The 13863-nt window shown below is 69.9% G+C and carries 13 protein-coding genes; 8 read left to right on the forward strand and 5 right to left on the reverse strand.

Going from position 1 to position 13863, the window contains the following annotated elements; all coding sequences use genetic code 11:
- Positions 1 to 2 precede the first annotated feature (2 nt).
- The gene (locus tag BLW43_RS16615) at positions 3 to 935 is read left to right on the forward strand and encodes an electron transfer flavoprotein subunit alpha/FixB family protein (RefSeq protein WP_093255173.1); all 933 of its coding nucleotides are present in this window, start codon (positions 3 to 5) and stop codon (positions 933 to 935) included.
- Here BLW43_RS16615 and BLW43_RS16620 read toward each other — a convergent pair.
- Positions 875 to 2131, reverse strand: coding sequence for an MFS transporter (locus tag BLW43_RS16620; RefSeq protein ID WP_175478962.1), 1257 nt, complete (start codon positions 2129 to 2131; stop codon positions 875 to 877). The genes BLW43_RS16615 and BLW43_RS16620 overlap by 61 nt on opposite strands.
- Before the next feature lie 148 nt (positions 2132 to 2279).
- Between BLW43_RS16620 and leuD the strand changes: the two genes are divergently transcribed.
- The 3 genes from leuD to leuB all read left to right on the forward strand — a co-directional run bounded on the left by leuD (position 2280) and on the right by leuB (position 5231).
- The gene (leuD, locus tag BLW43_RS16625) at positions 2280 to 2903 is read left to right on the forward strand and encodes a 3-isopropylmalate dehydratase small subunit (RefSeq protein WP_093255176.1); all 624 of its coding nucleotides are present in this window, start codon (positions 2280 to 2282) and stop codon (positions 2901 to 2903) included.
- Positions 2876 to 4033, forward strand: coding sequence for an endonuclease/exonuclease/phosphatase family protein (locus tag BLW43_RS16630; protein ID WP_093255177.1), 1158 nt, complete (start codon positions 2876 to 2878; stop codon positions 4031 to 4033). The genes leuD and BLW43_RS16630 overlap by 28 nt, the downstream gene beginning before the upstream one ends.
- Before the next feature lie 97 nt (positions 4034 to 4130).
- A complete protein-coding gene (gene leuB, locus BLW43_RS16635) occupies positions 4131 to 5231 on the forward strand; it encodes a 3-isopropylmalate dehydrogenase (RefSeq protein WP_093255179.1) in 1101 nt (366 codons plus the stop codon).
- Positions 5232 to 5332: 101 nt separating this feature from the next.
- Here leuB and BLW43_RS16640 read toward each other — a convergent pair whose 3' ends face one another.
- Positions 5333 to 6382 carry a porin gene (locus BLW43_RS16640; RefSeq protein WP_175478963.1) on the reverse strand — a complete coding sequence of 350 codons (1050 nt, stop codon included), beginning with the start codon at positions 6380 to 6382 and terminating at the stop codon, positions 5333 to 5335.
- A gap of 221 nt (positions 6383 to 6603) precedes the next feature.
- Between BLW43_RS16640 and BLW43_RS16645 the strand changes: the two genes are divergently transcribed.
- The 4 genes from BLW43_RS16645 to holA all read left to right on the forward strand — a co-directional run bounded on the left by BLW43_RS16645 (position 6604) and on the right by holA (position 11436).
- Positions 6604 to 7170 carry a DUF3576 domain-containing protein gene (locus BLW43_RS16645; RefSeq protein WP_175478964.1) on the forward strand — a complete coding sequence of 189 codons (567 nt, stop codon included), beginning with the start codon at positions 6604 to 6606 and terminating at the stop codon, positions 7168 to 7170.
- An 89-nt stretch (positions 7171 to 7259) separates the two neighbouring features.
- Positions 7260 to 9884, forward strand: coding sequence for a leucine--tRNA ligase (leuS, locus tag BLW43_RS16650; protein ID WP_093255183.1), 2625 nt, complete (start codon positions 7260 to 7262; stop codon positions 9882 to 9884).
- Position 9885: 1 nt separating this feature from the next.
- Positions 9886 to 10368: an LPS assembly lipoprotein LptE gene (gene lptE / locus BLW43_RS16655; protein WP_175478965.1), complete on the forward strand. Its 483-nt coding sequence runs from the start codon at positions 9886 to 9888 to the stop codon at positions 10366 to 10368.
- A 45-nt stretch (positions 10369 to 10413) separates the two neighbouring features.
- On the forward strand, positions 10414 to 11436 hold the full coding sequence (gene holA / locus BLW43_RS16660; protein WP_093255186.1) for a DNA polymerase III subunit delta: 1023 nt from the start codon (positions 10414 to 10416) through the stop codon (positions 11434 to 11436).
- A 23-nt stretch (positions 11437 to 11459) separates the two neighbouring features.
- Here holA and BLW43_RS16665 read toward each other — a convergent pair whose 3' ends face one another.
- From BLW43_RS16665 to rsmG, 3 genes are read right to left on the reverse strand one after another with little or no spacing between them, the layout of a single operon-like run.
- Positions 11460 to 12329 carry a ParB/RepB/Spo0J family partition protein gene (locus tag BLW43_RS16665; RefSeq protein WP_093255188.1) on the reverse strand — a complete coding sequence of 290 codons (870 nt, stop codon included), beginning with the start codon at positions 12327 to 12329 and terminating at the stop codon, positions 11460 to 11462.
- Between the two features lie 25 nt (positions 12330 to 12354).
- Entirely contained in the window at positions 12355 to 13173 is an 819-nt protein-coding gene (locus BLW43_RS16670) for a ParA family protein (protein WP_093255189.1), read from the reverse strand.
- Positions 13157 to 13834 (reverse strand): 16S rRNA (guanine(527)-N(7))-methyltransferase RsmG, encoded by a 678-nt coding sequence (gene rsmG, locus BLW43_RS16675; RefSeq protein ID WP_093255191.1) that lies wholly within the window; start codon positions 13832 to 13834, stop codon positions 13157 to 13159. The genes BLW43_RS16670 and rsmG overlap by 17 nt, the downstream gene beginning before the upstream one ends.
- Between the last annotated feature and the right edge of the window lie 29 nt (positions 13835 to 13863).

Genomic DNA, 13863 nt, shown 5'->3' on the forward strand with positions numbered 1-13863 from the left:
CCATGGCCGTTCTTCTGATCGCAGAAATGTCCGGCTCGGATCTAGCCGCCGACGCCACCGCGAAGGCGCTGACCGCCGCCAAGGCCATGGGCGGCGACGTCCACATCCTCGTGGCGGGCGAAGGCTGCGCCGGCGCGGCCGAAGCCGCCGCCAAACTCGACGGCGCGGCGAGGGTGCTGTGCGCCGACGCGCGGGCCTTCGCTCATTCGCTGGCGGAGCCGATCGCTGATCTCGTGGTCTCGCTGGCCGGCGCCTACGAACACATCGTCGCACCCGCCACGGTGCAGGGCAAGAACGTGTGCCCGCGCATCGCGGCGCTGCTGGACGTCATGGTGATCACGGACATCTCGGAGGTGAAAGGTCCCGACACCTTCGTGCGCCCGATCTACGCCGGCAACGCCTTCCAGGAAGTGACGAGCGCGGACGCCAAGAAGGTCGTCACTGTGCGCACCTCGACGTTCGAGGTCGCAGGCGCGCAGGCGGCCGCGCCGGTCGAGGCCGTCGCCGCGCCCGCCGATACGGGGCTCTCCTCATGGGTCGAGGACACGGTCGCCGCGTCCGACCGCCCCGAGCTGACTTCGGCGAAGGTGATCGTCTCCGGCGGCCGCGCCATCGGCTCGAAGGAGAACTTCGCGATCATCGAGAAGGTCGCCGACAAGCTGGGCGCCGCCATCGGCGCAAGCCGCGCCGCGGTCGACTCGGGCTACGCGCCGAACGACTGGCAGGTCGGCCAGACCGGCAAGGTCGTCGCGCCGGACCTCTACATCGCCATCGGCATCTCCGGCGCGATCCAGCACCTCGCCGGCATGAAGGACAGCAAGGTGATCGTCGCGATCAACAAGGACGAGGAGGCGCCGATCTTCCAGGTCGCCGACTACGGGCTCGTCGCCGACCTGTTCGACGCCGTGCCGGAGCTCGAGGAGAAGCTCGGCTGAGGCGCCATGGCCGCGCGGATGCGCGCGGCCACCGCCCAGTAGAAAAGGCAGGTTCCGGCGCCCCAGAGCGAGAGCGCCGCGAACTGCGCCTCCACCCCCACGCCGAGGTCGATGAGCGCGCCGGTCGCGCCGGGCCCGAGCGCGGTCGCGAACACCATCATCGCCACCGCAACGCCGCGAATCGCCCCGATGTGCCGCGTTCCGTAGACCTCAGGCCATAGCGCGCCGATCACCGCCACCGCCGCGCCCTGCGTCGCGCCGAGCAGCGCAAAGCCGACGAACGCGGCGGCCGGCGCGTCCCACAGGCCGATAAGCGCCACGCCGAGCGCCAGAGGCGCCTGGTAGAGCGGCAGGAGACGCCGCGCGCTGAAACGGTCCACCGCCCATGCCGCCACGAAGCTCATCGCGATCGTCGCCACGGAGTAGAACGGGAAGGCCGCCGCCACGGTCGTCAGGCTCCAGCCCTTCACCGTGGAGAGGTGCGCGCCGTGGAAGAACACCGCGGTGCCGATGAACGGCGGCGCGAGCAGGCCCGGCGTCAAAGCCCAGAAAGTCCAATGTCGCAGCGCCTCGCCGCGGGTCCAGTGCCGACCCATCATGCCGGGCGCGCTCTCGGTCTCGGCCAGCTGGCGCGGCGTACGCTCTCGGCCCAGCAGCCACAGCACCGGCGGGATCAGCGCGATGAGCAGCGCCGCGGCCGCCAGCCAGACGCCCCGCCAGCCGATGAGGCCGGTCAGCGCGACGGCGGTGATCGGCAGCAGCGCCTCGCCCAGCGAGAAGCCCATGGCAGCCAGCGCCACCGCGCGGCCGCGCTGCGCGCTGAACCACCGCCCCATCGCGGTGAAGGCGAGATGGCTGCAATAGCCCTGCCCCAGAAAGCGCAGGCAGAAGATCAGGCAGCCCAGCGCCACGGCGCCGCCGACGAACGCCATGCCGACGCAGGCGCCCGCCAGGCCCGCGAAGACGCAGGCCGCAAGCGCCCGGATGCGGAAGCGGTCGGCGAGAAAGCCCGTCGAGGTCAGCAGCGCGGCGGAGGCGACCGTGCCGAGCGTATAGACGCCGCCCCACTCGCCGTGGCTGAGATCGAGCTCTGCGCGCAGCGCCGGCCCCGACAGCGCGATGAAGAATGTCTGCCCGAAGCTCGAGGCGAAGGTCAGCACGCCGCCGGCCGCGAGCCAGCGCGCGTTCTGGCGCATGAAACCCAGTGTTCGCATCACCCAGCGTTAGCGCCGCGGGGCCCGGCGCGCCAGCGGGCCGCTTGCATAGAAGGCTTGCGCGGGCGTATCAGGCGATCGATGGAATTGGTCGATGCGGGATCGGCCGGGCGGGTTTGGGAGCAGGCGCATGGAAAAGTTCGAAACGCTGACCGGGGTCGCCGCGCCCCTGCCGCAAATCAACGTCGACACCGACATGATCATCCCCAAGCAGTTCCTGAAGACCATCAAGCGCACCGGCCTCGGCAAGAACCTGTTCGACGAGATGCGCTACCGGGCCGACGGCTCCGAGAACCCCGACTTCGTGCTGAACAAGCCGGCCTATCGCGAGGCGAAGATCCTCGTGGCGGGGGAGAACTTCGGCTGCGGCTCCTCTCGCGAACATGCGCCCTGGGCGATCCTCGATTTCGGCATCCGCTGCGTGATCGCGACGAGCTTCGCCGACATCTTCTTCAACAACTGCTTCAAGAACGGCATCCTCGCGATTGCGCTGCCGCAGGAGCAGATCGACAAGCTGCTCGACGACGCCGGCCGCGGCGCCAACGCGGTGCTGACGGTGGACCTGCCGAATCAGACCATCACCGGCCCCGACGGCGGCTCGATCAGCTTCGACATCGACCCGTTCCGCAAGCGCTGCCTGCTCGAAGGCCTCGACGATATCGGGCTGACGCTGGAGAAGGCCGACGCCATCGCGGATTTCGAGGCGAAGCGCGCCCGGACGACCCCTTGGCTGGCCGGCTCCTCCGCCGCCTGACAGCCGCGGCGGGGCTCTGCGCCGCCGCTACGCTTCCAGCCCAGTCCGACCCGGCGCCGCCCGCGCCCGGCGCGATCCGCGTCGCGGCCTACAACACGGCGCTGTCGCGCAGGGCCCCGGGGGCGCTGGTGCAGGCCCTTCGTCTCGGAGACGATCGTCAGGTGGCGGCGGTGGCGGAAGTGGTCCAGCGCGTCCGCCCCGACGTGATCCTGCTGATGGAGATCGACCACGACGCTGACGGCGAGGCGCTGCGGCTGGTCGCCGAGGCGCTGCGGGCGGGGCGCAACGGCGCCGAAGGGCTCGACTATCCCCACCGTTTCACCGCCCCGGTCAACACGGGCGTGCAGAGCGGCTTCGACCTCGACGGCGACGGCGAGACGGGCGGGCCGGGCGACGCCTGGGGCTGGGGTGCCTTTCCGGGTCAGTACGGCATGGGCTTGCTGAGCCGGCTGCCGCTCGGGCCGGCGCGCACGTTCCGGATGCTGCGCTGGGCGGCGGCGCCGGAGGCGCTGATCCCGCGCGGCCACTACCCGCCCGAAGCTGAGCCCATGCTGCGGCTCTCCTCCAAGAGCCACTGGGACGTGAGCGTGGACGGCGGGCGGCTGCGGCTGCTGGCCAGCCACCCGACGCCGCCGGTCTTCGACGGACCCGAGGACGCCAACGGCCGCCGCAACGCCGACGAGCTGCGCTTCTGGGGCGACTACCTAGACGGGGCGGGCTGGATGGCTGACGACGCCGGCGTGAGTGGCGGCTATGCGGGCGGCCCCTTCGTCCTGCTCGGCGACCTGAACGCCGACCCCGAGGACGGCGACGGACGGCGCGAGGCGATCCGCGCGCTGCTCTCGCACCCGGTCTTGCAGGATCCCGCTCCGATCTCGGCGGGCGGGCGCGCGGCGGCCTCGCCCGACCATGCCGGCCCGCCCGGTCGCGACACGGCGGACTGGCGCACGGCGCGCGGGCCGGGCGCGCTGCGCGTCGACTACGCGCTCCCCTCCGCCGAGCTGGCGGTGACTGGTTCTGGCGTGTTCTGGCCGGCCCCGGACGAGCCGCTCGCGCGGCTCGTCGGCGGGCCGGGCAAGATCGTGAGCTCCGACCACCGCCTCGTCTGGGTGGACGTCGTCCTGCCCTGAGACCGTCGCGCCGACCGGCTTGACCCCCTCCGCGCGGTGGTTTCTAGCTCGCTGGCCGCATGGCGCATTCAATCAACAAGCACGAAAGGGGCCGACCATGGCCGATCGCTCACTCCTCATTCTCCCCGGCGACGGCATCGGCCCGGAGGTCATGGCCGAGGTGCGCCGGGTGATCGACTGGTTCGCGACCCATCGCGGCATCGGCTTCGACGTGAGCGAGGATCTTGTCGGCGGCGCGGCCTATGACCTCCATGGCAAGCCGCTTTCGGACGAGACGATGGCCAGCGCGCAGGAGGCGGACGCGGTGCTGCTGGGCGCGGTCGGCGGCCCGAAATACGACAAGCTGGACTTCTCGGTGAAGCCCGAGCGCGGGCTGCTGCGGCTGCGCAAAGAGATGGACCTGTTCGCCAACCTGCGCCCCGCCCAGTGCTTCGAGGCGCTGGCCGACGCCTCGAGCCTCAAGCGCGAGGTGATCGCCGGGCTCGACATCATGATCGTCCGGGAGCTGACCTCCGGCGTCTATTTCGGCGAGCCGCGCGGCGTGACCACGGGCAATGACGGCCAGCGCGTCGGCGTCAACACCCAGCGCTACACCGAGGCGGAGATCGACCGCGTCGTGCGCGCCGCGTTCGAGCTGGCCCGCAAGCGCGGCGGCAAGCTGTGCTCGATGGAGAAAGCGAATGTGATGGAGTCCGGTGTTCTGTGGCGCGAGATCGCCACGGAGGTCCACGCCGACTATCCCGACGTCGAACTCAGCCACATGTACGCCGACGCCGGCGCCATGCAGCTCGTGCGCTGGCCCAAGCAGTTCGACGTCATCGTGACCGACAACCTGTTCGGCGACATCCTGTCGGACATCGCCGCGATGCTGACCGGCTCGCTGGGGATGCTGCCCTCGGCGTCACTCGGCGCGCCGCAGGCCAACGGGCGGCCCAAGGCGCTCTACGAGCCGGTACACGGCTCGGCGCCCGACATCGCCGGGCAGGGCGTGGCGAACCCGATCGCCTGCATCCTCAGCTTCGCGATGGCGCTGCGCTACAGCTTCGATCTGGGCGCCGAAGCCGACCAGATCGAGGCGGCGGTTCAGAGCGTTCTGGCCGACGGCCTGCGCACCGGCGACCTGATGACGGTCGGCGGCGGCCGCAAGGTCGGCACGGTGGAGATGGGGGACGCGATCCTGAAGGCGCTCGCCGCCTGACATGCTTATGGTGACCGGGCGGTGACCGGGCGCCTCGCCGCTAAAACTAGCAAGGGCGGCCCATGCGGACCGCCCTTGCAAGTCAATCGATGATCGGATGATCAGAAGTCGAGGTTCATGAAAACGCCGCCGGCGTAGGCTTCCTCGGCGACCGAAGTGTCGTCCTCGCCGTACTCGAGCACGACGCCGACGGTGACGCCCGGCGCAAGCGCGTAGTCGGCGCCGGCCGAGAGGCCCATCACGTCGTCAGCATTGTCGACGCCCTGCGCCCACTGCAGGCCGAAGTTCCAGGGGCCGGTCTCGTAGTTGGCGCCGATCGCGTAGCCGCCGGTGTCCTCAGCTGCGCCGGAGGCGCTGGTCGCGCCGTCAAACTGCAGGCCATAGATACCGCCGACCGTGAAGCCGCCGAAGCCGACGTTCGCGGAGACGATGAAAGCGCCGTCATGGCCGAACGTGTCCGACTCGAGCGGAGCGATATAGGCGCCGCCGACGTCGAGGCCGAAGCCGCCGAAGTCGTTGGAGTACTTGGCGCCGAGCTCGAAGGCGGCCGTGTCGTTGTCGGTCTCGTTGGTCGAGACTTCGCCCTGGCCCGCAGCGCGGCCCGAACGGCTGTCGCCGCCCGGCGTGAACGAGACGCCCGCCTGGAAGCCGGCGAAGGTCGGCGTGAAGTAGGTGACCTTCAACTGGTCGCCTGTATCGCCGCCGTCCGTGGACACGACGCCGACGAGGCTGTCGTTGTAGTCGAAGAGGATGCCCGCGGCATCGCCGGCGGCGGTGAAGGCGGTGGCGCCGGCGGCGGCCCCGGCGAGACGGTCGCCCGCGCCGTCTTCACGACCGACTTCGATGGTGCCGAAGGAGCCGCGCACGGTGCCGACGTACTCGTCAGCGTTCTCGGAGGTGCCGCTGGCCTCGAACTCGACCTTCGCGCCAAAGGTGATGCCGTTGTCGGCGACCAGGCGGAAGTTGAAGATGACTTCAGCGTTGTTGATGACGGTGAAGTTCGTCGCGTCGGGCACATCCTCGCTGGTATCGAAGTAGCCGAAGCCCGAGGTCATGAAGCCGCCGATCTGGGCCGTCACTTCCTGAGCCGAGGCGGCGCCGGCGAAGCCGGCGATGGACAGCGCCGAAGCGCCCAGCAGAATCTTTTTCATTTCGGTCCCTCGCATCGTTAGCGATTTCAGGTCGTGAGCGTTTCGTCACGAGCATCATCATGTATCTTGAGCGGGCCTTCTACCGTCAAGCTACAAGCAGATGCGCCATGACACGATGGAACGTATGTGGCCAAAGAGGCACAAGGGTGCTTTCCCAAGATTTGGATTGCCGGCATATGAGGGGTCTGGCCGCAGCGTCGGCCGCACGGGGAGAAGAAGACATGTCTCGTCAGTTTCGCCGCCTTTCGGGCGGCGCGGCCGCATTCTCGGCGGCCGCCCTGCTTCTCGCGGCCTGTTCTGGCGGCGGCTATCGGCAGACGGCGGAGGACGCGCCGCCGCCGAGCGAGGTCGGCGGGCGCAAGGGCAATCTTGAGCGGTACGGCGCCGACGGCACGATCCTCGACATCGTCGGCGGCTCGGCTGCGATCTCCATCGGCGGAGACCGGGGAGAGGCGTTCGCCGGGGCGGTGAACAAGCATCTCTGGCAGGCCTCGCTCGAGACGCTCGACTTCCTGCCCATCTCCTCGACGGACCCGTTCACGGGCGTGATCGCGACCGACTGGGGCGCGGCGCCCGGCGTGCAGGGCGAGCGCTTCAAGGTGACGGCCTATGTCACGGACACCGCGCTGACGCCGCAGGCGCTGCGCGTCGCGGTGTTTCGCGAGATCCGCGCGGAGGGCGGCGTCTGGACGCCGGCGCCGGTCGCCCAGGAGACGCCCAGACAGCTCGAGGACTCGATCCTCGTGCGCGCGCGCCAACTGCGCGTCGCCGAAGCCGAGGCCGGTTGACCGCCGGCGTTGCTGGGTGTGACGCCGCGTCCTAAGACGGCGCAGAATCACCACTCTGGTCGCCAGCGCAGCTTCGGAGCCCTCGATAGATGAGCCCAGCCGACGACGCCTCCAATCCGGGCCGCCACGAGGGCGGACCCTCGCGCTACGACGCCGCGGCCGTCGAGGCGCGCTGGCGCGCGGCCTGGGACGAAGCCGGCTGCTTTCGCGCGTCCCGGGACGACGCTCGACAGAAATACTATGTGCTGGAGATGTTTCCCTACCCGTCGGGGCGCATCCACATCGGCCATGTGCGCAACTACGCGATGGGAGACGTGATCGCCCGCTACAAGCGCGCGACGGGCTTCACCGTGCTGCATCCGATGGGGTGGGACGCTTTCGGCATGCCTGCGGAGAACGCGGCGATGGAGCGCGGCGTCGAGCCGGCCGGCTGGACGCGCGAGAACATCGCCGTAATGAAGGACCAGCTCGCGCTGATGGGGCTGTCGCTCGACTGGTCGCGCGAGATCGCGACCTGCGAACCCGACTACTACGGCCAGCAGCAGGCGCTGTTTCTTGACATGATGGAGGCCGGCCTCGTCGCCCGACGGGCGTCGATGGTCAACTGGGACCCGGTCGACAACACCGTGCTCGCGAACGAACAGGTGATCGACGGGCGCGGCTGGCGGTCGGGGGCCCTGGTTGAGCGGCGCGAGCTGACGCAGTGGTTCTTCCGCATCTCCGACATGGCCGACGAGCTGCTCGAGGGGCTGGACAGCCTGGAGAAGTGGCCCGAGAAGGTCCGGGCGATGCAGCGCAACTGGATCGGCCGCTCGGAAGGTCTGGAGCTGCGCTTCGACCTGACGCCCGACGCGCGCGCGCCGGAATGGACCGGGCGCGACGGGCGCGGCGTCGAAGTCTACACCACCCGGCCTGACACGATCTTCGGCGCGGGCTTCCTCGGCCTGTCGCCGGACCACCCGCTCGCGAAGGCGATCGCCGCGCAGAACCAGGAGGTGGCGGCGTTCTGCGAGGAGGCGCGGCGCGGTGGCACGACCGAGGCGGCGCTTGAGACGGCGGAGAAGACGGGCGTCGACACCGGCCTGCGCGCCCGTCACCCCTTCGTCGACGGCCGCGAACTGCCGGTCTGGATCGCGAACTTCATCCTGATGGACTACGGCTCCGGCGCGATCTTCGGGTGCGCGGCGCATGATCAGCGCGATCTCGATTTCGCTCGGAAATACGGGCTCGACGTCCTGCCGGTCGTCGCCCCTTCCGACGCGGACGAGGACTTCACGGTGGACGCCGAGGCCTACACCGGACCGGGACGGCTGATCAATTCGCGCTTCCTGGACGGCATGACCATCGAGGAGGCCAAGGCGGAGGTGATCTCGCGGATCGCCGCGACCGGACGCGGGCGGGCGCGGGTCAACTATCGCCTGCGCGACTGGGGCGTGTCGCGGCAGCGCTACTGGGGCTGCCCGATCCCCGTGATCCATTGCGCGACATGCGGCGTCCTGCCCGCCCCGCGCGAAAACCTGCCCATACGCCTGCCGGAGAAGGTGAGCTTCGACCAGCCCGGCAACCCGCTCGACCGGATGCCGGAATGGACGCGGGTCGCCTGCCCCGCCTGCGGCGCCGAGGCGCGTCGCGAGACCGACACGATGGACACCTTCGTGGATTCGTCTTGGTACTTCGCGCGCTTCACCGCGCCCCACGCGGAGACGCCCACGGATCGCGACGAAGCCGGCTACTGGATGAACGTCGACCAGTACATCGGCGGGGTCGAGCACGCGATCCTGCACCTGCTTTACGCAAGGTTCTTCGCCCGCGCGATGATCCGCACCGGTTGGCTGCCGGCGACCTGCGCCGAGCCGTTCGACGCGCTGTTCACGCAGGGAATGGTCTGCCACGAGACATATCGCGCCGCCGACGGCCGATGGCTGACGCCGGAGGAAGTCGAGCGGCGCGACGGCGCGACGGTGGAGCGCGCGACAGGCGCCGAGGTCTCGGTCGGCCCGTCGATCAAGATGTCCAAGTCGAAGAAGAACGTCGTCTCGCCCGAGGCCATCGTCGCAACCCACGGCGCCGACGCCGCCCGCTGGCTCATGCTGTCGGACAGCCCCCCGGAGCGCGACGTGGAATGGACCGCGTCCGGCGTCGAGGGCGCCGCGCGGCACATTCAGCGCGTCTGGCGGCTCGTGGACGGCGCGGCGGACGCGCTGGGTCAGGCGGCCTTCATCGGCGCCGACGCCGAGATCTCCCTGCGGCGGGCCACGCATCGCGCCATCGCCGGCGTGACGGCCGACATCGAGTCGTTCGCCTTCAACAAGGCCATCGCGCGGCTCTACGAGTTCGCCGCCGCCATCGGCCAGTCGGGCGAGGCTGCGGGGCCGGCGGCGCGGCGAGAGGCCCTTGAGACGCTCGCCCTCCTGCACATGCCGTTCACGCCGCATCTGGCCGAAGAAATGCGCGCGCGTCTGGGTCTTGGCGGGCTGGCTGCGGAGGCGCCCTGGCCGCAAGCCGATCCCACCCTCCTGAGGGCCGACACGCTGCGGCTTCCGGTGCAGGTCAACGGAAAACGCCGCGGCGAGATCGAGGTGCCGACCGATGCGGACCCGGCGGCGGTGGAGGCGGCGGCGCTTGCCGACGCCGACGTCCATCGCGCGCTCGCCGGCGCCAAGCCGCGCAAGGTGATCGTCGTGCCGGGACGCATCGTCAATGTCGTCGTCTGAGATGCGGCGGCGCGCGCTGATCGCATCCGTCGTCGCGCTGTCGCTCGGCCCCTCCTGCGGCTTCACGCCGCTCCACGGCGAAGCCAGCGAGGGATTGCGCGGGCGCGTGGCGCTGGAGAACTCCCGCAGCCGGGTGGACTTCGCCTATCGCGAACGGCTCGGGAGGCGACTTGGCGAAGCGTCGGGTGACGCCGAGTACACGCTCTCCACCGAAATCGCGATCGAGGAGATCGGCCTCGCGATCACGCCGGACGACGCGACGACGCGCTATGACGTGACCGGCCGCGCCCGTTACGTTCTGAGGCGACGTGGAGACGGCGCCGAGATCGCGAAGGGCGAGGCGCGGAGCGCAACCGCTTACAGCACCCTGGCTTCGCCCTATGCCACGCGCATCGCCGAGCGCGACGCGCGGCGCAGAGTAGCGGTCGATCTTGCAGACCGCGTGTTCACCCAGCTCGCCGCGGCGCGCCTCGATGCCGGCTAGGGCGACGCGCAGACAGAGGAGCGGTCGCGCGGGCCGGGCATCGGCGTGAAGCTCGGCGGCGCTCGCGCAACGGCTTTCTGCGCCAACCCGCCGGAAGGAGTTTCCGCCGCGCTGCTTTACGGCGAAGACGCCTCGCAGGTGTCCGCGGCGCGCGATACGCTGCTGCTTGGTCTCCTGGGGCCAGGGGCGGAAGCAGAGATGCGTCTCGACGTCCTTCAGGCGCAGGGGCTTCGCAGCGATCCGGCCGCGCTGGACGCGGCGCTGAGGGCGCAGGGCTTCTTCCCGGGGCGCAGGGCCGTCGTCGTGAACGAGACCGGCGACCAGCACGCCGAGACCGTCGCCGCCGCTCTCGCGGCGACGGGGCCGGAGGCGTTCCTGCTGATCACGGCTGGCGTGCTTCCCTCCAGATCGAGCCTGCGAAAGCTCTTTGAAGCCGGCGAGGGGCGGGTGGCGGCGGCCTTCTACCCGGACCCTCCCGACCGCGGCGCGCTGCGGGACATGCTGCGTTCGGTCGGCGTCGCGGGAGGAGCGGACGACGCGGCGCTTTCGGCGCTGGAGTCCGTTGCGCACGGCATGGATCGGGGTTCTCTCGCCAGACTTGTCGAGGTCGTCTCGCTCCACCACTCCGGAGCGGACCGACCGGTGGACCTCGCCACGGTGGAGGCGTGCGCCCCGCCCTCATCCGACGACGGGATGGGCGGCGCCGCGGAAGCCGCCGTCGAGGCCGCGCTATCCGGAAAGGCGGCGCGGGTGCGCGCGGAGCTGGCCCGGCTCACGGCGCGCGGCGCGTCGCCCGTGAGCGTCGCTCTGGCCTCGGCGCGCCGGTTGCGTCAGCTCCACGCGCTCGCGGTGGGCGGGGCGCCGAAGGCCGCGGCGCTGGCGCGTCTGCGCGCACCTGACGCCGCCGACAGAGCGCAGGCGCTCGCCCGACACTGGGGCGCCGCGCGCCTCGAACAGGGACTGCGCCTGATGCTGGAGACGGACGCAGGTCTGCGCGGCGGCTCAGCAGCCCCAGAACACGCGCTCATGGAGCGCGCGCTGCTGCGGCTGGCCGCGATGGCGGGCTGATCGAGGGCCACCGGACCGCCGCCTCAGCGCGCGAGAAGCTGGCAGATGCCGTCGAGCTGCTCGAGGTCGCGGTAGCGCAGGCGCACCTCCCCTCCGCCGTCGCCGCGATGCTGGATCTGGACCGACAGGCCAAGCGCCGCCGTGAGATCGGCCTCCAGCGCGCGGGTGTCGGCGTCCTTGACCGGAGCGGACGCGGTGCGCGGCGCCGGCTGGGCCGGCGACGGACCCTTCACCAACCGCTCGGTCTCCCGGACCGAAAGCCCGCGGGTCTCGATGACGCGGGCGAGCCCGCACGGGTCATCCGCGGTCACGAGCGCGCGGGCATGGCCGGCCGTGAGGCGACCCTCACGCGTCATGCGCTGAACGTCTTCCGGCAGTTGCAGCAATCTCAACAGGTTAGCGATATGGCTCCGGCTCTTTCCCATCGCTGAGGCGAGCTGCTCCTGGGTATGCCCGAACCGCTCGATCAACTGGGCGTAGCCCGTCGCCTCCTCGATCGGATTGAGATCGGCGCGCTGGACGTTTTCAAGGATCCCGATTTCGAGAACCTCGGCGTCGCCAATCTCCCGCACGACGATCGGCACGTCGTGCACCTGCGCGCGCTGGGCTGCCCGCCAGCGCCGCTCGCCGGCGATGATCTGCCAGTCGCCCGGGTGATTCGGATCCGCCCGCACGATGAGCGGCTGGACGACGCCGCGCGCTCGGATCGACTGCGCCAGCGCGTCGAGCTCCGTCTCGTCAAAGCGTTTCCGCGGCTGATCGGGGTTCGGGCGCACGCGATCTATGGGCGCCGTCGCCTCTGCGCGCGCTGGCTCGGCGGGATCGGGCCGAACATCCTCGATCAGCGCTGCGAGCCCCCTGCCCAAGCCCTTCCGGCGCGGTGCGTCGCTCATCGACATCTCCTTAAGGGGAACATCATCATGCCGCCACGGCCGGTTTGCTGCGGCGCAGCATCTCGCCAGCCAATTGCAGATACGCCTGACTTCCGGCGCAGGCGTGATCGTAGACCAGCGCAGGCAGGGCGTGTGAAGGCGCTTCGGACAGACGGACATTGCGCGGGATCATCGTCTCGTACACGAGATGGCCGAGCGTCGCGCGGACGTCCTCTCCCACCTGCGCCGAGAGATTGTTGCGCTTGTCGAACATCGTGAGGACGATGCCTTCGATCGTGAGATGCGGATTGAGCGAGGCCTTCACGCGCTCGATGGTCTTGAGGAGCTGGGACAGTCCTTCCAGGGCGAAGAACTCGCACTGCAATGGCACCAGGACGGCGTCAGCCGCGGTCATTGCATTGACTGTCAACAGGTTAAGCGCCGGCGGGCAATCAATCAGCACATGGTCGAAGTCGAGCGACTCGGCGGCATTGAGCGCCTTGCGCAGCCGCAACGCCCGATCCGGAGCATCCACCAGCTCGATGTCGACGCCACTGAGCTCGACCGAACCTGCGGCGACCCAGAGATTCGGAACCTTGGTCGGCGTCGCGACGCGCTCGATTCCCACATCGTTGACGAGCATATCGTAGCTCGACACCGCCCTGTCCCGCACCGCCACGCCGAGACCGGTCGACGCGTTGCCTTGGGGATCTAGGTCCACCAGAAGAACCTTACGGCCAACCGCGGCAAGAGCGGTGCCGAGATTGATGGCCGTCGTTGTCTTGCCGACGCCACCCTTCTGATTGACCACCGCCACCACGCGGCGGCCGCCGGAAACGGGACGCGCCTCAGTCGCTGCCGACACGGCCGATCTCCTTCATCTTCAGAATTGCGCCGCCATCATCGGAGAGACTCGGCGCCCGTGTCACTGTATACCGCCACTCGCGCGCGGCGAGAGCCAATTCGTCATCGACGCCGGCGCCTTTAAGGAACAGACCGACGCCGCGCGGCGCGACATGACGCGCAGCGAGCTCCAGCAGCTTCGGCAAGGGCGCGAGGGCGCGGGCCGAGACGATATCGCTCGCCAACGCCGGACCCGACTCGATACGCCTTCGCAAGATGACGACATCCACCTCCATCGTCTGCGCCGCCGCAATCAGGAAGGCGCACTTTCGAGCATCGCTTTCCATCAGCGTGACGGTCATTGACGGCGCCCGCTCCTTCGCGAGCGCGGCGACGACGAGGCCCGGGAAGCCGGCGCCTGAACCGAGGTCCAGCCAGCTTTCGGCGCCTGCCGGCGCATGGAGGATCAACTGCGCCGAGTCCAGCACATGTCGGGTCCAGAACTGCGGTAAAGTTCCAGGCGCCACAAGGTTGATTGCGCTCGACCACCTGAGCACGATGTCGCGGAAGGCGTTCAGGCGCAGCTCTGTTTCACGTGAAACATCGAGAGCGCGCAAGATCGGCTCCCGCTCACTGTCGTCAACCTCATGGGCGCCGGCGCCCTTGGCCCTTCGCTCAGCCATTCTCTGCGCCGAACCCGCCCCGCGGGCCG

It is taken from the genome of Rubrimonas cliftonensis, from assembly GCF_900107585.1.
Lineage (GTDB): Bacteria > Pseudomonadota > Alphaproteobacteria > Rhodobacterales > Rhodobacteraceae > Rubrimonas > Rubrimonas cliftonensis.